The organism is Agrobacterium sp. CG160-95, assembly GCF_053521725.1.
Genome location: NZ_JBNWDU010000010.1, coordinates 97,431 through 116,899 on the forward strand (window position 1 = coordinate 97,431; position 19,469 = coordinate 116,899).

20 protein-coding genes and 2 pseudogenes are annotated in these 19,469 nt (G+C 58.2%); 10 read left to right on the forward strand and 12 right to left on the reverse strand.

The window, feature by feature from the left end; all coding sequences use genetic code 11:
- Positions 1 to 7: 7 nt before the first annotated feature.
- Entirely contained in the window at positions 8 to 1,177 is a 1,170-nt protein-coding gene (locus ACQZ63_RS25730) for a zinc-dependent alcohol dehydrogenase (protein ID WP_013637206.1), read from the reverse strand.
- 209 nt (positions 1,178 to 1,386) lie between these two features.
- Between ACQZ63_RS25730 and ACQZ63_RS25735 the strand changes: the two genes are divergently transcribed.
- Positions 1,387 to 1,701 (forward strand): plasmid stabilization protein, encoded by a 315-nt coding sequence (locus tag ACQZ63_RS25735; protein WP_173998452.1) that lies wholly within the window; start codon positions 1,387 to 1,389, stop codon positions 1,699 to 1,701.
- A gap of 51 nt (positions 1,702 to 1,752) precedes the next feature.
- Entirely contained in the window at positions 1,753 to 2,049 is a 297-nt protein-coding gene (locus tag ACQZ63_RS25740; RefSeq protein WP_013637203.1) for a DUF3175 domain-containing protein, read from the forward strand.
- 359 nt (positions 2,050 to 2,408) lie between these two features.
- On the opposite strand, the pseudogene ACQZ63_RS25745 reads toward ACQZ63_RS25740, so the two are convergent.
- The 3 genes and pseudogenes from ACQZ63_RS25745 to ACQZ63_RS25755 form a co-directional block, all read right to left on the reverse strand.
- Positions 2,409 to 2,917, reverse strand: a pseudogene (locus ACQZ63_RS25745) (flavodoxin family protein); the annotation flags it as partial.
- Between the two features lie 141 nt (positions 2,918 to 3,058).
- Positions 3,059 to 3,466 (reverse strand): low affinity iron permease family protein, encoded by a 408-nt coding sequence (locus tag ACQZ63_RS25750; RefSeq protein ID WP_013637201.1) that lies wholly within the window; start codon positions 3,464 to 3,466, stop codon positions 3,059 to 3,061.
- A gap of 370 nt (positions 3,467 to 3,836) precedes the next feature.
- On the reverse strand, positions 3,837 to 4,496 hold the full coding sequence (locus tag ACQZ63_RS25755) for a DUF6766 family protein (protein WP_173998450.1): 660 nt from the start codon (positions 4,494 to 4,496) through the stop codon (positions 3,837 to 3,839).
- 182 nt (positions 4,497 to 4,678) lie between these two features.
- Between ACQZ63_RS25755 and ACQZ63_RS25760 the strand changes: the two genes are divergently transcribed.
- From ACQZ63_RS25760 to ACQZ63_RS25775, 4 genes and pseudogenes are all read left to right on the forward strand, one after another.
- On the forward strand, positions 4,679 to 5,545 hold the full coding sequence (locus tag ACQZ63_RS25760) for an SDR family oxidoreductase (RefSeq protein WP_013637199.1): 867 nt from the start codon (positions 4,679 to 4,681) through the stop codon (positions 5,543 to 5,545).
- A 183-nt stretch (positions 5,546 to 5,728) separates the two neighbouring features.
- Positions 5,729 to 6,088: a hypothetical protein gene (locus tag ACQZ63_RS25765; RefSeq protein WP_013637198.1), complete on the forward strand. Its 360-nt coding sequence runs from the start codon at positions 5,729 to 5,731 to the stop codon at positions 6,086 to 6,088.
- A 144-nt stretch (positions 6,089 to 6,232) separates the two neighbouring features.
- On the forward strand, positions 6,233 to 7,030 hold the full coding sequence (locus ACQZ63_RS25770; protein ID WP_336510474.1) for an alpha/beta fold hydrolase: 798 nt from the start codon (positions 6,233 to 6,235) through the stop codon (positions 7,028 to 7,030).
- A gap of 143 nt (positions 7,031 to 7,173) precedes the next feature.
- A pseudogene (locus tag ACQZ63_RS25775) lies at positions 7,174 to 7,478 on the forward strand (IS1096 element passenger TnpR family protein); the annotation flags it as partial.
- A gap of 87 nt (positions 7,479 to 7,565) precedes the next feature.
- On the opposite strand, the gene ACQZ63_RS25780 reads toward ACQZ63_RS25775, so the two are convergent.
- The 7 genes from ACQZ63_RS25780 to ACQZ63_RS25810 are packed head-to-tail and all read right to left on the reverse strand — an operon-like array spanning position 7,566 to position 14,429.
- Positions 7,566 to 8,384, reverse strand: coding sequence for a bifunctional allantoicase/(S)-ureidoglycine aminohydrolase (locus tag ACQZ63_RS25780; RefSeq protein WP_173998446.1), 819 nt, complete (start codon positions 8,382 to 8,384; stop codon positions 7,566 to 7,568).
- Positions 8,381 to 9,043, reverse strand: a complete 663-nt coding sequence (locus ACQZ63_RS25785; RefSeq protein ID WP_173998444.1) for a flavin reductase family protein — start codon at positions 9,041 to 9,043, stop codon at positions 8,381 to 8,383. The genes ACQZ63_RS25780 and ACQZ63_RS25785 overlap by 4 nt, the downstream gene beginning before the upstream one ends.
- Position 9,044: 1 nt before the next feature.
- Entirely contained in the window at positions 9,045 to 10,469 is a 1,425-nt protein-coding gene (locus ACQZ63_RS25790) for a M24 family metallopeptidase (protein WP_173998442.1), read from the reverse strand.
- Positions 10,470 to 10,500: 31 nt separating this feature from the next.
- The gene (locus tag ACQZ63_RS25795; RefSeq protein ID WP_173998440.1) at positions 10,501 to 11,322 is read right to left on the reverse strand and encodes an ABC transporter permease; all 822 of its coding nucleotides are present in this window, start codon (positions 11,320 to 11,322) and stop codon (positions 10,501 to 10,503) included.
- Positions 11,315 to 12,142, reverse strand: coding sequence for an ABC transporter permease (locus ACQZ63_RS25800; protein ID WP_173998439.1), 828 nt, complete (start codon positions 12,140 to 12,142; stop codon positions 11,315 to 11,317). The genes ACQZ63_RS25795 and ACQZ63_RS25800 overlap by 8 nt, the downstream gene beginning before the upstream one ends.
- Positions 12,143 to 12,151: 9 nt before the next feature.
- On the reverse strand, positions 12,152 to 13,192 hold the full coding sequence (locus tag ACQZ63_RS25805; protein WP_173998438.1) for an extracellular solute-binding protein: 1,041 nt from the start codon (positions 13,190 to 13,192) through the stop codon (positions 12,152 to 12,154).
- Positions 13,193 to 13,211: 19 nt separating this feature from the next.
- A complete protein-coding gene (locus ACQZ63_RS25810) occupies positions 13,212 to 14,429 on the reverse strand; it encodes an ABC transporter ATP-binding protein (protein WP_173998437.1) in 1,218 nt (405 codons plus the stop codon).
- A gap of 531 nt (positions 14,430 to 14,960) precedes the next feature.
- On the opposite strand from ACQZ63_RS25810, the gene ACQZ63_RS25815 reads away from it, so the two are divergent.
- The 4 genes from ACQZ63_RS25815 to ACQZ63_RS25830 all read left to right on the forward strand — a co-directional run bounded on the left by ACQZ63_RS25815 (position 14,961) and on the right by ACQZ63_RS25830 (position 18,892).
- The gene (locus ACQZ63_RS25815) at positions 14,961 to 15,896 is read left to right on the forward strand and encodes an ABC transporter substrate-binding protein (RefSeq protein WP_173998436.1); all 936 of its coding nucleotides are present in this window, start codon (positions 14,961 to 14,963) and stop codon (positions 15,894 to 15,896) included.
- A 3-nt stretch (positions 15,897 to 15,899) separates the two neighbouring features.
- Positions 15,900 to 16,754 carry an amino acid ABC transporter permease gene (locus ACQZ63_RS25820; protein ID WP_173998435.1) on the forward strand — a complete coding sequence of 285 codons (855 nt, stop codon included), beginning with the start codon at positions 15,900 to 15,902 and terminating at the stop codon, positions 16,752 to 16,754.
- 100 nt (positions 16,755 to 16,854) lie between these two features.
- Positions 16,855 to 17,985, forward strand: a complete 1,131-nt coding sequence (locus tag ACQZ63_RS25825; protein ID WP_173998434.1) for a sugar phosphate isomerase/epimerase family protein — start codon at positions 16,855 to 16,857, stop codon at positions 17,983 to 17,985.
- 157 nt (positions 17,986 to 18,142) lie between these two features.
- Positions 18,143 to 18,892, forward strand: coding sequence for a GntR family transcriptional regulator (locus tag ACQZ63_RS25830; RefSeq protein ID WP_173998535.1), 750 nt, complete (start codon positions 18,143 to 18,145; stop codon positions 18,890 to 18,892).
- Positions 18,893 to 19,131: 239 nt separating this feature from the next.
- Here ACQZ63_RS25830 and ACQZ63_RS25835 read toward each other — a convergent pair whose 3' ends face one another.
- Positions 19,132 to 19,413 carry a DUF427 domain-containing protein gene (locus ACQZ63_RS25835; protein WP_173998433.1) on the reverse strand — a complete coding sequence of 94 codons (282 nt, stop codon included), beginning with the start codon at positions 19,411 to 19,413 and terminating at the stop codon, positions 19,132 to 19,134.
- Positions 19,414 to 19,469: the final 56 nt, after the last annotated feature.

Here is a 19,469-nt window from a genome sequence, read left to right on the forward strand (position 1 = left end):
TATCTCCTTACGGTTTGAGAACGACTTTGACGCAGCCGTCCTTCTTTTCGAGGAAGGTCTTGTACAGGTCCGGTCCGTCTTCCAGGCTTCCCGTATGCGTGATGATGAAGGAGGGGTCGATTTCACCGTTCTGAATTCGGTCCATCAGGATCGGCAGATAGTGCTGGACCGGTGTCTGGGCCATTTTGAACGTCAGGCCGCGATTGATCGCCGATCCCATCGGGATCTTGTCCAGGAAACCGCCGTAGACGCCGACGATCGAGACTGTGCCGAAATTTCGGCAGCAATGGATCGCTTGGCGCAGGACGTGCGGGCGGTCCGTGCCCATGAAGGTTGCGACTTTGATGCGGTCGATCCGGGCATCCCAGCTTGCGGATGGATCAGATTCGGTTCCAACCGCATCGATGCAGGCATCAGCCCCGCGGCCATTGGTCAGTTCCATGATCCGATCATAAATGTCCTTGTCCATATAATCGAGGGTGATGGCTCCCGACTTTTCAGCAAGCGCCAGCCTCTCTGGAACAGTGTCGATCGCAATAACCCGCTCCGCCCCCAGAATGAATGCGGACTTGATTGCCATCTGGCCAACGGGGCCACAGCCCCAGATAGCGATCGTGTCGCCCGGCTGGATGTTGCAGAAATCGGCGGCCATATAACCTGTCGGGAAAATGTCGGAGAGGAAAAGCACCTGCTCATCGGTCAGGCCGTCTGGCACCTTGATGGGACCGACGTCGGCGTAGGGAACCCTTAGATATTCGGCCTGGCCGCCGCTGAACCCGCCCAACAGATGAGTATATCCGAACAGGCCAGCGGGCGAGTTGCCCCACATCTTGGTGACCTTTTCCGGTTTTGGATTCGAGCGTTCGCAGCCGGAGAAAAAACCGCGTTTGCAGAAGAAGCACTCGCCGCAGGCGATCGTAAAGGGCACGACCACCCGGTCGCCGACCTTCAGCTTCTTGTTGTCCTTGCCGACCTCGACGACCTCACCCATGGTTTCGTGACCCATGATGTCACCACTGTGCATGTCGGGCATGACGCCATTGTAGAGATGAAGGTCCGATCCGCAGATCGCGCAGGCCGTGACCTTGATGATGGCATCGCGACCGTCCTCAATCTGGGGGTCGGGGACGCTTTCGCAGCGGATGTCATGCTTGCCATGCCAGGTCAGTGCTTTCATCTGTTTGCTCCAAGGTCGTGTCTTTTATGTACGAGCGTCTTGGCTGCAAACGACAGGTCAGAAAATTTGTTCCTTGACGATGTGGCCTGTACCGAAGCGCACGGAAGACCACAATTCTCGCAAAAGATCCAACCTGCGGACATGGCGAAGGAACTTTGACGGTCGAGATGTCGTTTTCTTTGCTTCATCGAAGCAAGAGGAGATGTTCCATGCCGCAGGGTGACAAATCCGCATATACCGACAAGCAGAAGCGCAAGGCCGAACATATCGAGGAAGGCTACGAGGACCGCGGTGTTTCCGAAAAGGAAGCCGAACGCCGAGCCTGGGCCACCGTCAACAAGGAAAGCGGCGGCGGCAAGAAGTCAGGCTCAGGCCGCGGCCATGCTGAAAAACACGCCCCTTCCGAAAAGGGCGGTCGCAAGGGCGGCGCGGCTGCCGCGTCGCGCACCAAGGAAGAGCGCTCGGCCTCCGCCAAGAAAGCTGCAGCCACGCGCAAGCGCAACGAGCAACATGCGCATCATTGATGGGACACGGCGTCACGACAGTGGCGCCGTTTCTTCTAGGGAGGAACGTTCATGCCGAAGAAGAAATCCAAACAGAAATGGTCGCAGGATGTGACTGACAACAGCGATGCAATGGACCTGAAAGGCGGCGTCTTCAAACAGCGCAGCGCCAAGAAGATCGCCGACTCACTGAAGGCATCTGCCGAACACAGCGACCGCCGCAAGGCCAGCCCTTTCCAGTCCGCTATGTCGATGCTGACTTTTTATATCAATCGTGCTGGCAAGCAGCTTTCGAAGTCGAGATTGGCGACGCTCGAAAGGGCTAAGGACGAACTGCGCAAGGATTTTGGCAAGGATCCGACACACTGATCATCGGGGGGCATCGCCAATAGCCCGGCTACCGCCAAGCGATCCGCCGACAGATGAATCGGCGCATTGCCTGGCGATTCGTTTCAAAACTCATTCTCGAGCTTAGAGGAGACCGATTGTGCAAGCAGTCCGTATCCATCGCTTCGGCGGTCCGGAAGTCATGGCAATCGAGGAAATCGATCGGCCAACGCCTGCCGCCGATGAAGTCGTCATCAAGGTGTTTGCTGCAAGCGTCAATCCGGTTGACGCGAAGGCTCGGCCTGCCGACGCAATGCCGCCAAGTCCTTCGCTTGTCCAAACGGCGCGACGAACGCCGGCGGCAGGCGGGCTACTGGCTTTGCGGACCCTGCAACCACCAACTATTCCTCTTCTCCCGGATACTGCGATTGTTGCAGCAAACCGGCGAGGTGTGCAGCGTTTCGCGCAAGCATCGATACCATCGTCTGAACGGCTTCGGGCGTCTCTTTCAGATCGACAAAGTTCGTTGAACCCATCGCCTCGCCGACCCAATAGGCCACCGCGTTCGCTGGGATGGTGAAGCCGACGTCGTTAAGCGCCTGGAACAACTCTGCTGAGACATGATGAGCACCATCCTCGTTTCCGACCACTGCGACGGCCGCGACTTGCCATAAGAAACCATCCGGTCTTGATCGTCGGTCTTTTCCAGGAAAGCGTCCATCCGTTCGAGCGCCCGCTTGCACACACTTGCAGGCTGACCGAGCCAGATCGGTGTTCCCGTCAGCAAGATATCGGCTTCGAGCACTTTTGCACGGATCGCAGGCCATCCGTCTCCCTCGCCTTCATCCGACGTCACGCCCGGCTTGATGTTGTGGTCAGCCAGCCGGATCGTTTCGGTTTCAACGCCGTACTTCTTGAATTTTTCTCTTCACGCCAGCAGGGCCGTTCTTGGGAAATTTAAACCCAATTCTTGACGGAAATACTGAGGGCACGAGTGAAAGTTCCGCTCGGCGTTCGCCCGCCAGCCTAGTACGATGCGCGCGCCCGTTCCTTATGAGCTGGTCTTGCGCGCTTTTCGCTCGGCGTGCGTCCTCTTCAGGATGGCTTGCGAACGCTTGGCCGATTTTTCACAACGAAGATGAAGTGCTTCGAGTTCAGCGTCGGTCAACTTCTCAATCCCGATGAATTCATTCTCGGCGTCAGAGGAGAGTATGATCTCGTCGAGCTTGGTCTGAAGGGCAGTCCCATCCCGATTTTGGGTGTTCTGGATTAAGAACACCATTAGAAATGTGATAATGGTTGTGCCGGTATTGATCACCAGCTGCCACGTTTCCGAAAACCCGAAAAATGGCCCGGATACTGCCCAGATAACCACAGCGGCGACACAGAGAATAAAGGCGATCGGACTACCGGTTGCCCGGGCCGTTGCATTAGCGAATTTTGCAAACAGGCGATCCATGAACACTCCTCCGACGATCAAGGTAAACACGTGGTCGATACGACCTGGCGAAGTCGGCCGAGGTCGCCAACAGATTCCCGCCGCAGCGCCCCTACTTCTCAGAACTCGGCGTCTCGCAACAGAGGTCAGCCACAACGGCGGCGGGACCTGGCCGGTAATAAGCACCATTCAGGACGCTCGTAGAGACGCGTTTTAAAGCTGGCACTTGAGACATGGTCAACCTGTAAAGTTGGCTTGATCAACCGACCCCTTTGCTGAGGGTGACAACCGTCCCGACCAATACACATGCGACGAGGCTGGCTCGTCACAGCCGTGGCAAAGAAACACACCCTTCGCTCTCACAACGCAAACCACGATGAAGGAAATCCGATCAACTGCCTGTTTCGGAATGCGGCGCCGCAACGGGCTTGGATTCAGGCGATCCCCGGAAACGCAGGAATATCGAAAGCACCACGATCACCGCCGTCGACAGGAATTCCGATTGCCAGTTCTGAAATGATTCGAACCAGAACTGCGTGCTGCCGAGATGCTCGATCATCGATTGCGCCGGCTGGCCGTGCATGCCGGCTTCCGCGTTTTCGGCTACAGCACTGTAGCGGAGGTGAAGAATGAAACTTGCGAGGAATAGCAAGGCGAGCGCTATGCCCAGAGAATAGGAATAGAACGTCCGCATCGTGCGTCCCGCTCGCACGGCCCAGGGAGCGTCCGACTTCTGACTTTGGATCGCCGGATCCTCGTCCTGGGACGCGGGGTGGTCGGGATCCTTCGATTCCGCAGAACCACGCTGAAACAGGACCGCCGTCAACATCACATATGCTGACATCTGCAGGAACTCGCTCTCCCAGTTTTCGAAGATTGCCGAGAGGAAATGTCCAGACAGCGCGTAGCTCGCAAGCGAGAGTGGCACGCCGCCGTGCTGGATGACTTCCTCGTTGTTAACCTGCCATCCCGTCAAGAGCATCCCGGTTACGGTCGCGATGGTCAGCACCAACAGAACGATCGTCAGCCCATTGTCTTTCAGTACCCGCATTCATTGTGCCTCCCACTACGCTTGACGTCGTGAAAACGTCATGACCGGAAGTAGGGTTCCAGGACGGCGCTCCGTGAGCATCAACAGGCTAAATCTGTTGCTCCTAGCTGCGCTGAGAATCGAACTTGCGGAACCCAGAACGCCCTTCAGGGTTTATCGCGCAGTCCCCAAAAGGAGATTGTATGATGGAAGACACTCGATACCCTACGCCGCCATATCCTGAACAGCAGCAGGAGCCGCCAGGCAAGACTGCGGAAATGGAACCTGTCCCCGATCATGGTGAGAAGTCCTACAAGGGTGACGGCAAGCTCACAGGCAAAGTCGCCCTCATCACCGGAGCCGACTCCGGGATTGGCAAGGCCGTCGCTATCGCGTTTGCCCGCGAAGGCGCCGACATCGTCGTTTCCTACCTGAACGAGGATGACGACGCCCGCGATACCGCAAAGTGGATCGAGGAAGCGGGACGCAAGGCTCTTGTCGTTCCGGGCGACATCAAGTCCGAGGAACATTGCAAGGATCTCGTACAGCGCGCCGTTAACGAACTTGGTGGCATAGACATCCTCGTCAACAACGCAGCTTTCCAGCGGACCTATGGCGACATCGCCGACATCACGGCCGAGGAATGGGACGAAACCTTCCGCACCAATATCTACGCACCATTCTTTCTGTCCAAGGCGGCCGCTCCTCACATGAAGCCCGGCAGCTCGATCATTAACACGACCTCGATCCAGTCGCGGCAGCCGTCGCCTCAGCTTCTCGCATACGCGTCCACGAAAGGCGCGATTTCGAACTTCACGGCGGGTCTCGCCGAGATGCTTGCGGAAAAAGGCATCCGCGTGAATGCGGTCGCGCCGGGGCCGATCTGGACGCCGCTCATCCCTTCGACGATGCCAGCGGAAAAGGCTGCCAAGTTCGGGGAAAATACCCTTATCGGCCGGGCCGGACAGCCAGGAGAACTGGCGGGTGCCTACGTCCTGCTCGCTTCCGATCTGGGAAGCTACATGACGGGAGCCGTCATTCCGGTAACCGGCGGCGAGATCATGAGCTGATACGCACCTGGCCGGCGGCCAACTGGGTCGGCCGTCACTGTCAACATCTTGGTAGTGTGGCATAACAGGACTATCTCCTAGGCTTGCAGTAAGGTCCGACCAAGCCAAAGGATAATAGCCTTGTGATGTCGAGCACTCCGGCCTGGATGGCTGCCTCAACCACTTGGTGCATAGGAAGCCACAATGACGTTCATCAATGACAACCCGCAGGGTGCGTTCTCCGACACTCGCCGCGACTGCTGGCTTATCCAGATTTTGCTGCCCCAACGAGATGATGCTGGGGCGCCGTTCGAGGCCAATGTCTATGAACAAGTTCGCCACCGCCTAACACAGAAGTTTGGGGGAATGACCTTCTATCGACACGCTCCAGCCGAGGGGACATGGCAGGCAAGCTCCAACACCGAACATGATGAGATCGTTCTCGCCGAAATTATGGTAGCTGATCTAGATGAAGACTGGTGGTCTGCTTACAGGAGCGAACTCGAGAAGCGGTTCCATCAGAGCGAAATTGTCGTCCGAGCGATCCCGATCCGGCGGCTATAGCTGAGTTGTTTCTGTCCGTTGACGCATGAACAGCACCAGATCCAAGGTGAACGTCCGCAGCCACATGACGAGGAAAAGCCTGTGGTCGACTTCTTCAATGACTTCTCTGAACGGCTCGTACCTACCCCGCATGGCGAGATCCGTGTGCGGCATGGCGGGTCCGGCTTTCCCATCCTCCTTCTGCACGGGCATCCGAGAACGCATACTACTTGGTTCAGGGTGGCTCCCCAACTCGCGCACCAGTTCTCCGTCGTTTGTGCAGACATGCCCGGGTTCGGGCGGAGCTATCAGCCCGTAACTCTGGCGGGTAGTTCGGGGAAGGCGAAGGCGGCTGCATTACACGAGTGTATGGCTATGCTCGGCCATGACAGGTTTGGTGTCGCTGGCCACGACCGTGGCTCATATCGCGCGTTCCGACTGGCGATGGATTTCCCCGAAAGCGTCTCCGGCCTTGTCGTCATGGACGGTGTTCCGATCTACGAGGCTCTGAACCGCGCAGACTGGCGCTTCGCCAAGAGTTGGTGGCACTGGTTCTTCTTTGCGCAAAGCGACAAGGCAGAAGCTGCGATCCAGGGCAATCCAGACCTCTGGTATCCCGCGGAAGCAGCCGTTGGTGCCGAAAATAAGCTGGATTATCTCGCTGCCACCCGAAATCCTGACGTGGTGCGGGGCATGCTTGCTGATTATCGCGCAGGGCTTGAGTTCGACTACGATGATGACAAACGCGACAAGGTTGCAGGGCGACAGCTACAATGTCCTTTAGGAGTTCTTTGGTCACTGCGGGACGACATGGAAAACCTTTACGGCGACCCTGTTAGTCCTTGGTCGGAGTGGAGCGACCAGATCATGCTGCGGCATAGTATCGAAAGTGGACATCACATGGCCGAAGAAGCCCCTAATGACGTTGCCGACCAGATCGCGGCCTTCTTCGCGAAATTATGAAATAGAGCTTGAACTTGATGGGGCCGAGCTACCGGACGCGACCCAACATTCGATCGCGTTGACGCAGATTGGTCTGCAAGCTCCGGCTTCTCCAAGGTCTTGGTGAGAATCGAAGGCGCGGCACGGCAAAGTATCCCAGCATGCGGCGCACCGTCGCGGTTGAGGACTTCCTGACGCTTCTACGCCCTAACGCGGGAGCTGCGTCGCCGGTGAAAGAGCGCGACCGCCCGAAGGTGTTGGTGGGTTTTCAGGATATGAACGGTTCATGGACACCATCGCCGACCGGGAGGATCCTGAATACGCCGAAACCATTCGGTGGTGCGGCGGCTATTTTGATCCGGAATGGTTCGACCTGTCGATCGTGGACTAGGATGTTCGCAATGCTCTGCGCTCGAATGCCAAAAGGCGGTTGTATCAACCGAAGCCCAAAGCCTTCCCGATGAAATGAGTTGGCTAAATTCAAGGTGCGCCTTGAGCGGATACGAACCTACGCCCCGCTCACTCTTCGCCACCACATCTATTATTTATCAAGAACTTACAGATCCGGGTGACGGTTGACGTCCTTGTAGAGCAGGTAGCGGAAACGGCCCGGGCCGCCGGCATAGCAAGCCTGCGGGCAGTAGGCGCGCAGCCACATGTAATCGCCGGCTTCGACCTCGACCCAGTCCTCGTTCAGCCGGTAGACGGCCTTGCCTTCCAGCACATAGAGCCCGTGCTCCATAATATGGGTTTCCATGAACGGAATGCTGGCGCCTGGCTCGAACGTCACGATATTCAGATGGAAATCATAACGAACATCGTTCGGATCGAGAAAGCGGGTCGTGCCCCAGAACTCGTTGGTATCTGGCATCCAGTCGAGCGTGCATTCGTCCTCATGGATGAAGACCGCCGGCGGTGCCTTAAGACCTTCGACGATCTTGAACACTTTGCGTACCCAGTGGAAACGAAGCGGCGCAGCACTGTCATTTTTCAGCATCCATTGACCGCCAGCCGGGATATAAGCAAAGGAGCCGGTGCGTAGCGGCCGGTCCTTGCCGTCGTAAGTAATCGTGCCTTCGCCCTCGACCACGAAGATCGCGGCCTGCGCGCGGGCATCCGGCTCCGGCTTCATGCTGCCGCCGCCTGGCGCCACTTCCACGATATATTGCGCGAAGGTCTCGGCAAAGCCGCTCAAGGGGCGCGAGATGATCCAGGCGCGCGTCTTTTCCCAATGCGGCAGGACACTGGTGACGATGTCGCTCATCACGGTCTTCGGGATTACCGCATAGGCGGTGGTGAACACGGCCTTGCTGGTAAGCGTCTGCGTCTGTGGCGGCAAGCCGCCGACCTGCGAGAAATACCGGCCATTTGTCATTCGGCAGCTGCCTTTGAACCGCCCTGACGGTTTTCCCATTCCTGTGGCGTCAACGTCTTTATGTCGAACTGATCGCGGGTGCGGGTATAGGTATGTCCGCCCATACGACCGACGGCATCCATGAGTTGCTGGTCGATATGCAGGTTCGACGCGTTGACGGCATCACTGCGAACGAACACGCCGACGACTTCACCAAGAATGATCTCGCGTGCCGGACCGACCTGAAGCGTTGTGTGGCGACGGCATTCCAGGGCGGCAGGCGCGGCCAGAATGCGCGGGCTTTTCACCATCTGGCCCGGTACGGTTGCAAGGCCTGCTTCTTCCATCTCGTCCACTTCAGGGCCGAACTTGATGGCGCAGACTTCCATCTGGTCGACCAGCGCATTGTCGCAGATGTGGACGGTGAACTCGCCGGTCTCGCGGATATTGCGGGCGGTGTCCTTGAAGCGCATGTCGGAATAATTCTCGACGCCGATCGCGACGATTGCCGGATCATGGGTCAGCACATTGAAGAAACTGAAGGGTCCGGCGTTCGGTTGCCCGTCCTTGCTGACGGTCGTCACCAGCGCGATCGGCCGTGGGATGACTGTGCCGATCAAGATCTTGTAGCGTTCGCGCTCGGTGAGCTTGGCGAAATCGAAATGGGTATGGTCGATCATTTCAGGCCTCAACAGCGATACGGTGGGTTTCAAGCGGGGTGTGGCGCGACAGGTTCTCGAACCCGTCTCTGGTGACGACATACATGTCGCCGACATTACAGCCGGCCGACAGCGGTTCCAGCCACTGCGTGTGCAGCACGAACACCATGCCCTCCTCCATACGGTCATAGTTGTGGGAAGAGATGTTGAAGCTGTTTTGCCCGCCGGCCATGCCGACGGAATGACCGAGATTGGGGTTATGCGGCCCATGGGTCGCCGGATAGACATGCATCAAGGTGCGGCCCTGGGCTTCCCAGTCGATGTTCTTCACATACTGACGCGGGATCAGGCGAGCGCTGCCATCGTCCATCGGAGCCCAGTTATAGGGCATGGTGCGCGCCTCAGGGGAAGACAGCATGCCGCGCTCGATCATCGGCTCGAAAGCGGCATTGTTGACGTCTCGCATCAACGCACCCGGCCGGATCAGCTTTTCGGCGCGCTTGACGCCCTCGGTGCAGGCGGCCAGCACCTCTTCCTGCCGCTTGGTGATCTCGCCGACGGCAATCATGCGGGCGGTTTGTGCGGTATAGCCGCGATAGGTGATGTTGGACACATAGAGATTGATCAGGTTTCCCGGTCGCACGACATGGCCGTATGGCTTGCCGCAATGGGTGCCGAATTCGTTGATACCGATCTGGTAACCGTCACCTGTCTCGCCGCCGAAGGAGAGTTGCGCCTGGGTGAAGGCAGCATAGATCTCGTAGTCAGTGACGCCCGGTTTTGCCACATGATAGGCTGCCTGCGTGGCGATGCTGACCAGTTGAGCGGCAGCGCGGAACATGTCGATCTCGCGCGGCGAGCGCACCTTCTGCATCCGGTCGAGAATGGCGTTGTCGGCAACGAATTTCACCTTCGGCATCAACTCATCTAGCCCCGCCCAGAAGGTCAGTGAGGTCCGGTCGCCGATACGCCCGATCTGCGCCTTGGAAAGCCCCATTCCGGCCAGCAGTTCGGCGCATTTTTCCGCCGTCTTGATGACGCTGTCGCCCGGACGATCCGCATATTCACGACCGATCGGGCCGATCTGCCAGATATCCTCGACCAGCACCGGCTCGCCGCCCGGTGGCAGAAGCACGGACTGGGTGAAGAAGGACAGAAGGACCATCGGTTTGTCGACATCCGTCGGGATGATCAACACGCCCTCGCGCATCCAGTCGCAGATATAACGCAGATAATGGTTGGACGTGTGGAACCAGCCCACCCCACCGGTATGGACGATCAGCGCATCATGTCCGGCCTCGACCGCCTGACGGCGGATACGGCGCAGCCGATCCTCAAATTCCTTGACCGGGAGTGGCAGCGGGGCGGCAAAATCGAAATCCGGCTGGAAATCGGCAAGCAGCGATCCGACGCGGTAGGCTCCTGCCTTGGTGGCATTCATGTTCATTGGGGGTATTCCTTCCAGGATTATTTTTGCATCAGGCTTGTCGTGAGGGCGCCAGCACCCGCCTTGCCACCAGCATCACCACCAGGGTCAGGCCGATCAGCAGCCCCGACATGGCGGCGACGCGCACATCAAGCGATTCCTCGATCAGCGCGAACATCCTGAGCGGCAGGACTGTCGTCTGCGCATCGGCGAGGAAGAGCGAGACGGAAACGTTGTCGAGCGACTGGATGAAGACGAGGAATGCGCCGGCGAGAATGCCGGGGGTCAGCAAGGGCAGGATCACGCGCCTGAGCGTCGTTACCCAGGTCGCCCCCATCACCGTCGAGGCTTCAGCCAGCGAGGGATTGATGCCTTGCGCAACGACAGAGGCGGCGCGATACATCAGCGGCCCGAACACCACGACATGGCCAACGACGGTGAGCCAGAGCGACGGCTGAAAGCCGACGAAATTGGCGACGATCAGAGCTGCGAGACCATAAACGAGGCTCGGCAGCACCAGCGGGGCGAGAAGCAGCGGTTCGATCGTGTTGACTGAACGGCGCCGCATCCGTGCCATGCCGATCGTGGCGGGCACGGCAACGAGCAACGAGCCGAGGACCGCAAGGCCCGCGATCTTCAGCGAATTGCCGGCCGCGATATGTTCCGTCCCGGAGCGGAGCGGGTCGAGCAGCGCCTCGTACCAGCGTAGCGAGAACCCTTCCGGTGGATATTTCAGCGTCTGCCCTGAAGTAAACGACATGGTGATCGCGATGACGATCGGGGCGACCAGATAGATGAGGCTCAAGCCGCCGAAACCGAAGACGAATACCTTGTAGAGAAAAGCGGGGAGCGGGTTTTCGGATTGGTTACGCATGGCCGACGAGCCTCCGGTGACGAGAAATCATGGTCATGGCGACAAGCAGGATGCCGGTCGACAACAGGAGCACCACGGCGATCGCCGAGGCCATCGGCCAGTCGAACAGCGTACCAACCTCGCGGTAGATCAGTTGCGGTACATAGACATTGCGAGCACCGCCGATGACGGCCTGGGTGACGAAGGACGCGCTGGTGCTGGCGAAGACAAGGATCCATCCCGCCAAAAGGCCGGGCAGCATCATCGGCAACAGAACCGTGGCGAGAATGCGCCAGGGGCCGGCACCCGAAACCTGCGCGGCCTCGGTATAGGTGACCGGGATGCGCGACAAGATGGCGACCAGCGGCAGGATGATCAGCGGCAGGTCGATCTGACACATGGCCATTACGAGGCCAAGTTCGGTGGACATCAGCGAGAACGGACGCTCGGCAAGTCCAAGCGCCACGAATGTCTCGCTGATCGGTCCCTGCCGCCCGAGGATGACGATCCAGGCAAAGGTGCGCACCACATTGCTCGTCAGCATCGGGATCAGCGTCAGGAAAATGATGATCTGGCGGGCGGTCCTGCCGCTGTGCCAATAGAAAAGCGCAATCGGAATACCGAGCAAAGTCGTGCTGGCGATGGTCTGGAGACCGAGCTTGGCGGTATTGACCAGAACACGGTAATTGAACGCATCGCCGAAAAAGCGCGCGTAATTGTGGAGAGACAGGCCGTCGGGCCCTAGGAAGCTGAACCCGACGAGAACGGCGAGCGGCGTCGCAAAGAACGCCACCGACAGCAGAAGCATCGGGATAACGTATGGGAAGCCGCTCGCTTTCATGGCTCTACCTCAACCGGCGACGAGGGCGTCGAACTGGCGGATCCATTCCGCACGGTTCTTGTTGATCGCGGCCCAGTCCGGATAGACGAGCGAGGCCAGCTGTTCGCGCTTTACATAGGCTTCGATGCCTGGCGTCAGTTCTACGTCCTTGTTGGTCGGGAACATTTCGCGTGGCGGCATCTTCAACTGGTCCTGCGCAGCCTTGGAGATCGCGGCATCCATATAGGCATAGGCTGCATCGACATTCTTGGCACCCTTGGTCAGATGGATATTGACGGGCGCTGCCGGCGAGCCGGTTTCAGGCTGAACGAACTCCGCCTTGAGCCCAAGAGCCTTGAGCTTGGCGACATTGCCCGTCGAGCACATGAAGACGGCGATCTCGCCCTGCTGGAACAGTGTCATCTGGTGGTTGGTGCTGGCAACGACACCCTTGATGTGTTCCGGATGGTCTTTGAACAGCTTGAAGACGGCATCCATGTCGGTCGGGCCGGAGCCAAAAATCTTGGCGATCTCGGTATAGGCCATCACGCCGGTATTGGAGGCAAAGCCGGTCCACGAAACGAGGCCTTTGTAGGCCGGGTTTTCGAAGAGATCGCGATAACCTTTGGGTGCCGGAACGAGATCGGGGTTGTAGGCAATGCCGTTGACTTCGACCGTCACGGTCGGGCCGTACTCGCCCTGGAATGCCGGATCGAGCATGCCCCAGTTCTTCAGCTTCGACGGGTCGATCTTCTGGATAAGGTCGTTCTCGACGGCGACGGCCATCTGGCCGGGCGACATCAGCAGCGTGTCGTAAGGCGGGTTGCCGGGGCTTGCCATGACCTTGGCAAGCTGATCCTGCGCCATGGCCGGGGCAACTGTCAGATCGAAACCGGCCGCCTTGACGAGCGGCGTCAGCACGCTGCGATAACCGTCTTCCCAATTAGCCGGAAAGGTCGCGGCAACAGCAGTGCCACCGGCCGCGCGGGCAGCAAAAGGAAAGGTCGCGGCTGCAGCCGCACCGGCGGCAAGCAGTCCGAAATGACGTCGTGTGATGTTGAAGTCTTGCATCTGTTCACCTCTGTTGTTGTTATTCACGGAATGCTTCCGGTTCGCTCGGAAAGGCGTGACACCTCATGGTGTCGATCTCGGCAAAGAGCTGTGCTCCCGGCTCGGGAATGAAGGTCGAAGGTCCGCGGACCTCCGAGGCACGAAGGTTGGTCCCGTCTTCGAGAAGGAGATCATGGACAAGGGTGGGTCCAAGCGGCACTGACACGGTCAGCCTCGCCGGCAGCGCCGATGCGCTCGGCGTCGCAGACAGGCGAACGTCCTCCGGACGGAAGGTAATCGTGACCGTGGAGCCCGTGGTAAAATTCAGGCGGCGCGGCAGAACGAGAGCCTTGCCATTGGTAAGCGCGATCGTGGTTGCCTCAGCCTCCAGGCGGTCCACTTTCCCATGCAGCACATTGGCCTGTCCGATGAACGTATTGACGAACAACGTTTTCGGCCGGTCATATACGGCCATCGGCGTGTCGATCTGTTCGACATTGCCTTTGTTCATCAGCACGAGACGGCCGGCGAGGCTCTGCGCCTCTTCCTGGTCATGGGTAACGATCAGCGTGGTAATGCCGAGCGTCTTCTGCAGATGAAGCAGTTCGACCTGCAGGTCGAAACGCAGCGCCCGGTCCAAGGCACCGAAGGGCTCGTCGAGAAGCAGAAGCGAAGGGCGGCCTGCGATCGCGCGGGCCACCGCCACGCGCTGCTGCTGGCCGCCGGAAAGCTCGCGCGGCAGCCGGTTGCCAAAACCCTTCAACTGCACAAGCGAGAGCATTTCTTCCACCCGCTCACGACGCTCGGTGCGCGCCACCTTTTGGCAGGCGAGCGGATAGGCGATGTTCTCGGCCACCGTCAGGTGTGGGAACAGCGCGTAGTTCTGGAACACCATGCCGATACCACGCGCACGGGCCGAGACATTGGCAAGATCCTGGCCGCCAAGCTGGATCAACCCGCTTTTCGGCTGGATTAGGCCCGCAATGGCGCGCAGCACCGTCGACTTGCCGCACCCGCTCGGCCCCAGAAGCGCAACGATCTCGCCCGCCTTTATATCGAAAGAAATGTCGCTGATCGCATTCTGCCCGCCATAACTATGGGTCAGGCCACGAACGCTTAGCTCTCTGCCTTCTGCTGCATTCGAAGCCTGCGGCATTAATATCCCCTCGGGTTGCGCCTGACCTGACGAGAGCATCGCGCTCGCCGGCATCAGGCGGAGATGTGATCGATCGGCAAATTTGAGTTCGCTCTGGGTCATGGCAAAGGATTTGCAAGCAACGTGCCAACTCTACAATGAGCGCGGTCGAACATGGATCAACCAATTGATTAACATATTAAATTTTTGGTTTATCTAGTTTCGTATATCCATAATTACGGATCGGCGGCATAACGTAACAATCTATAAATTGTGCATCATTAGCGGCCGAACGATGATTTGATGTGCACCGATTTCGGCTTGTCAGCGTAGAAATCGGGCCGTTTCACCGCTTTGCGCCACTTGCGCGGATGTGCCATCGATCTCGGGTATGCAAAGGATGAAGAGTAAAATCAGTAAATTAGCTAGCGCCAACCGAGTCCGGTCGGCGCTGCGGTAGCTTAAAGGTCATTTTTTCATCAAAGTATGTTCGCACGGATATGCGAAAATTGGTTCGAATTCACTGGAATATTTTAGATGAGAAAATATCACATGAAAAACAACAGCATACAGATGCTATATCCAAGGTGGCATGGTGATTGCATCGAACTATCCTGAAAATTCACGACGTAGAAATGTGAAAAGGGGTTCCGCATGCATAGCTTCAAGAAAACTCTCACAGCCGGTCTTGCAGGCATCGCGTTCGCGCTCATCGCATCGACTGCACAGGCCGCGGAAGGCGCGCCCGTCAAGATGGTGCCGGATGCGGACGTGGCCAAGCTTCCGGGCATCGCCTTTAATCAGAAACTGGCCGACAGCCTGCCTGCCGCCATCAAGGGCAAGAAGGTCATCAAGGTTGCGACGGACCTGACGCCGCCGATCAGTTTTCAGGATGAAGCCGGCAAGCTCGTCGGCATCGATGCGGACCTTGCCGCGGCGCTGGGCGTCATTCTCGGCGTCGATATGCAGATGACCAATGTCGGCGCGGGCGCGGCAATCGTTCCGGCCGTGTTGTCCAAGCGTTTCGACATGACGCTCTCCGGCATCAATGACGACGTGGAGCTGGAAAAGCAGGTCGATGTGATTGACTACATGTATGATGCGACGACCATCATGACGACCAAGGGCAATCCCCTCGGAATCAAGAGCATGGAAGACCTCTGCGGCAAGAAGGTTGCCGTGCCGGTCGGCACTTTTCAGAACAGGCTGGTCGTCGCCGCATCGGCAAAATGCACGACGGCGCCGATCGAGATCATGTCCATCCCGAAAATGCCGGACGTCCTGCAGGCGGTGCGCACGGGCCGCGCCGATGCAACCGTCAACGGCTACGCAACCAGCGTCTACACGACCGAAAAGCAAACCGGCAAGGGTGTCGGCCTGCAGGCGCTACCGGATGTACGACTTGCCGTCGGTTATCTCGGCATGTTGGTCTCCAAAGACAATCCGGAACTGCGCGATACGGTGGTCGCCTCACTCCAACATATGGTCGATAGCGGCGCCTATCAGGCGATCATGGAAAAATGGAGCCTCGGCCCGCTCGCCGTGAAGACCGTCAAGTTCAACGACGCTGCCTCGATGCCGGTGGACTGAGCAATGTCTTTCGCCCAACAGTCTCTCAGCATGCCAATGGCTCCTCCGATCGGCAAGACAGTCCGGTTCGGGCAGCTCGTGACTGGTGCCGTCGCGATCATCGCGCTGGCTCTCATGCTTCTGGTCATTGGGCGGAATCAAAGCGTTCAATGGAGTGAAATCCCGCGCTACATGATCGACCCCGTCATTCTCGACGGCGTCGTCCTCACGCTCGAACTAACGGCCGGCGCCATGGTCGCCGGCATCGTTATCGGTTGCCTCGTCGCCATCATGGCGACCAGCCAGAACGTTGTTCTGAAGGCGATCGCCGTCGCCTTCGTCTGGTGGTTTCGCGGCGTACCGCTGATCGTCCAGATCTTCTTCTGGTTCAACATCGCGCTCTTCATTCCTGAGATCGGCTTCGGTTCTTGGTCCGTCTCGGTCAACGACATTGTGACACCCGCCCTTGCAGGCTTTCTGGCGCTCGGCCTGCACGAGGCGGCTAATATGAGCGAGATCATCCGTAGCGGTCTGACAGCCGTGGATCGGGGACAGCGCGAAGCCGCATCCTCTTTGGGCCTCAGACCCCTCCAGACCCTGCGGACTGTCGTCCTCCCGCAGGCAATCCGTCTCATCGTCCCGCCGACCGGCAACCAGGCGATCGGCATGCTGAAGGCGAGTGCCATCGTGTCGGTTATCGGCATGCAGGATCTGCTGACACAGGCACAGGCTATCTATGCCCGCAACTTCCTGGTCATTGAACTCCTCTGCGTCGCATCACTCTGGTACCTCGGCATCACCACAATCGCCTCGGTGGGCCAGCATTATCTGGAACGGAAACTGGCACCGAAAGGCCGCTCCAACAGCAATGAGAAGTGACCATCCGCAGGCCTAAGCGCCGGCGGCAGCTTCAAGAAAATCTAACAAGCAGGGATCGCCATCGCAGCGCATCCCGTCAGGAAACACTAAGGAGACCATCATGAGACTGGGTATCGATAGCCAAAAACTTCCCGAGTTCCTGAAGCGCGGGCCGCTGGCAAGCCTCGACCATGTCAAGGAGCTTGGTCTTGGTGGCCTGTTCTTCCCGACCGTTCTCGACATGAGCCCGACGCTCGACAAGGGTGCGCTTCGCGACATCCGGGCGAAAGCCGACGAGCTTGGGCTTTACCTCGAAAGCGGTGTCGGCAAGATCAATCCCTATTGCAGCGCCGAGGCTCCGGAATTCCGGGCGATCGGCGACGGCGACATCATTCTGGGCTTCACCCGGATGATCGAGGCGAGCGCCGCGATCGGATGCCTCGAACTGTGGATCTCACCGGGCAATTTCAAATCGGAATACCGTGGCAGGTTGGCCAATGACCGCTTTCGCACCGATGTCACCTGGGACGAGCAGTTGCTGGCCATCGAAAAGATCTTGTTGAAGCTCGCTCCCGTCGCGCGCGCCAATGGCGTCCACCTCAACATGGAAACCCATGATGAAATCACCTCTTTTGAAATCCTCCGGCTGATCGAGAAAGTTGGCGATGACTGTATCGGCGTCGTGTTCGACACGGCCAACGGCCTGCAGCGTGGGGAACATCCGGTGTTTGCGGCAAAGCGCGTCGCGCCTTACGTCCGCCAGACGCATATCAAAGACGCCTATGTCGGCCGAGCATTCGGAGGTCTCGATTTCCAGACCCGACCGGTCGGCAAGGGTATCGTGGATTTTCCCACGATCCTTCCCATCCTTGCCAAGGCAAATCCGGATCTAAACCTTTCGCTGGAAGTCGCAGCCTCTGTCGAAGACAAGCCGCGCAAGGCGAACCCGCGCCAATGCATCCAGATCGATGACCCGATCTGGCGCGCCGCGCATCCGGACCTGAACGCCGAAGAACTGGAGGTCTACATGGCTACGGTGGACACCTTCGAAGCGCGCGTGAAATCCGGCGAGATCCCGGATTGGGAAGCGTATGAGGCGAGCCAGTACGGCTATCCGACCTACGAGCGCCAATCCTACGGCTATGGTGAGACAGTGACCTTCATCAAGAACTCGGCTCGTTACATCGAGAGGCTATGCGCGGAGAAGGGCATCGCGCTTTCCCCGTCGACTGCCAAGCGCCACGCTGCATAAACCGGCACTCACCCAGTCTGTGGCGGTACTAGCCGCCATAGACATCTGATAACCTCTTGACCGGGTGGATTTCTGGCAGACGGCGATATACGCAACAATATTTCTATGAACATAATTAGATCGAGCGGCTTGGGCCGCCATGCATCTGGAGTACCACATGAAAAGGACGCGCCGTCAAACGACGAAGGCAGCGCCGAAGGCCAACGCCTCGGCTGATGCGGCTGAAAGCGCCAATGACGACGTCTCCGAGCGGATTCGCACAACGCTCGCCAATGCCATAGGCGAAGGCGCTCTGAAGCCGGGGACGAAAATCCTCGAAGATGCGATCGCCGACCACTTTGGCGTAAGCCGCACCGTCGTTCGCGGCGCCCTCGGCGTCTTGGAGAGTGATCATCTGCTGGAGCGCAAGCGAAACCGCGGCACCTTCGTCGCCGAACCAGGCATCGAAGAAGCAAAGGCCCTGTTTGAGTCACGGCGCAAGATCGAACACGCGATCCTCGAGCTCGCCATGGCCCGTGCCACCACTGAACAACTGGACGCGCTCGAAAAACTGACCGACGAGGAAGAGCATATCCACCATCACGGCGATGAGAAGTCGAAGACGGTGCTCTCCGGCAAGTTCCACATCGTTCTGGCCGAACTCGGCGGCAACGCGGTTATGACCGAAATGCTCTCGAAGATCGTCGCTCGCCTGTCTCTGGTCATGGCCCTTTATGAGGAAGAAAAACAGGACGATTGCGGCGCTGACCACCACCGCCAGATCGTTACGGCGCTGAAGGCCCAAGATCTGGCAAAAGCACAGCAGTTAATGGACCACCACCTCGCCGATATAGAAGGTCGGGTGCGCTTGACCGAGGGCCAGGGTGATCGTCATACCTTCTTGGCTGTGCTGGAGAACTTTTCCTGACCATTCAGGTCTTGACAGGATCTGAACTCACGACAACCGACAAAATGAAGATATTATCCAGCGAAATCAACTTATTGGAACAACCATTAAACCATCGGACGAATGACTGCGCAATTGGCCAGTTTCCTTCGAAAAGATCCAGCAATCGCTATCCGCCTATCAAGCATTTGGATGGGGTAATCGGTGGCGACAAGCGGATGCAGACAGTAATAACATTTGTCGCGATTGATGAATCGCGGTCAATATCCGACCTGCACACCTTTCCAGAAAGCCACCCGGTCTTTGATCTCATTGGCGGCCGGTTTGGGTTCGACATAGAACCAGGCTGCGTCCGCGTTTTTCTGGCCGTCGACCTCCAGCGTATAGTAGCTGGCTTGCCCTTTCCACGGACAGCTCGACTTGGTATCGCTCGACCTCAAATATTCATTTTTGACAGAGCCAATCGGAAAATAGTGGTTGCCCTCAACGATGACCGTATCGTCGCTCTCAGCAATTATCGCCCCGTTCCATGTCGCTTTCATAACCGAAATCTCCTCTGTGTGGGTCCAAATATAGGAACGTACCAAAATCGTAGCCG

What these genes read in the sequence shown, in the direction of transcription:
- ACQZ63_RS25790 (WP_173998442.1), bottom strand. Translation starts at nt 10,469, where the DNA reads ATGAACATGAATGCCACCAAGGCAGGAGCCTACCGCGTCGGATCGCTG.
- ACQZ63_RS25750 (WP_013637201.1), bottom strand. Translation starts at nt 3,466, where the DNA reads ATGGATCGCCTGTTTGCAAAATTCGCTAATGCAACGGCCCGGGCAACC.
- ACQZ63_RS25785 (WP_173998444.1), bottom strand. Translation starts at nt 9,043, where the DNA reads ATGATCGACCATACCCATTTCGATTTCGCCAAGCTCACCGAGCGCGAA.
- ACQZ63_RS25740 (WP_013637203.1), top strand. Translation starts at nt 1,753, where the DNA reads ATGCCGAAGAAGAAATCCAAACAGAAATGGTCGCAGGATGTGACTGAC.
- ACQZ63_RS25805 (WP_173998438.1), bottom strand. Translation starts at nt 13,192, where the DNA reads ATGCAAGACTTCAACATCACACGACGTCATTTCGGACTGCTTGCCGCC.
- ACQZ63_RS25800 (WP_173998439.1), bottom strand. Translation starts at nt 12,142, where the DNA reads ATGAAAGCGAGCGGCTTCCCATACGTTATCCCGATGCTTCTGCTGTCG.
- ACQZ63_RS25815 (WP_173998436.1), top strand. Translation starts at nt 14,961, where the DNA reads ATGCATAGCTTCAAGAAAACTCTCACAGCCGGTCTTGCAGGCATCGCG.
- ACQZ63_RS25820 (WP_173998435.1), top strand. Translation starts at nt 15,900, where the DNA reads ATGTCTTTCGCCCAACAGTCTCTCAGCATGCCAATGGCTCCTCCGATC.
- ACQZ63_RS25760 (WP_013637199.1), top strand. Translation starts at nt 4,679, where the DNA reads ATGATGGAAGACACTCGATACCCTACGCCGCCATATCCTGAACAGCAG.
- ACQZ63_RS25755 (WP_173998450.1), bottom strand. Translation starts at nt 4,496, where the DNA reads ATGCGGGTACTGAAAGACAATGGGCTGACGATCGTTCTGTTGGTGCTG.
- ACQZ63_RS25795 (WP_173998440.1), bottom strand. Translation starts at nt 11,322, where the DNA reads ATGCGTAACCAATCCGAAAACCCGCTCCCCGCTTTTCTCTACAAGGTA.
- ACQZ63_RS25825 (WP_173998434.1), top strand. Translation starts at nt 16,855, where the DNA reads ATGAGACTGGGTATCGATAGCCAAAAACTTCCCGAGTTCCTGAAGCGC.
- ACQZ63_RS25730 (WP_013637206.1), bottom strand. Translation starts at nt 1,177, where the DNA reads ATGAAAGCACTGACCTGGCATGGCAAGCATGACATCCGCTGCGAAAGC.
- ACQZ63_RS25810 (WP_173998437.1), bottom strand. Translation starts at nt 14,429, where the DNA reads ATGACCCAGAGCGAACTCAAATTTGCCGATCGATCACATCTCCGCCTG.
- ACQZ63_RS25735 (WP_173998452.1), top strand. Translation starts at nt 1,387, where the DNA reads ATGCCGCAGGGTGACAAATCCGCATATACCGACAAGCAGAAGCGCAAG.
- ACQZ63_RS25835 (WP_173998433.1), bottom strand. Translation starts at nt 19,413, where the DNA reads ATGAAAGCGACATGGAACGGGGCGATAATTGCTGAGAGCGACGATACG.
- ACQZ63_RS25830 (WP_173998535.1), top strand. Translation starts at nt 18,143, where the DNA reads ATGAAAAGGACGCGCCGTCAAACGACGAAGGCAGCGCCGAAGGCCAAC.
- ACQZ63_RS25765 (WP_013637198.1), top strand. Translation starts at nt 5,729, where the DNA reads ATGACGTTCATCAATGACAACCCGCAGGGTGCGTTCTCCGACACTCGC.
- ACQZ63_RS25780 (WP_173998446.1), bottom strand. Translation starts at nt 8,384, where the DNA reads ATGACAAATGGCCGGTATTTCTCGCAGGTCGGCGGCTTGCCGCCACAG.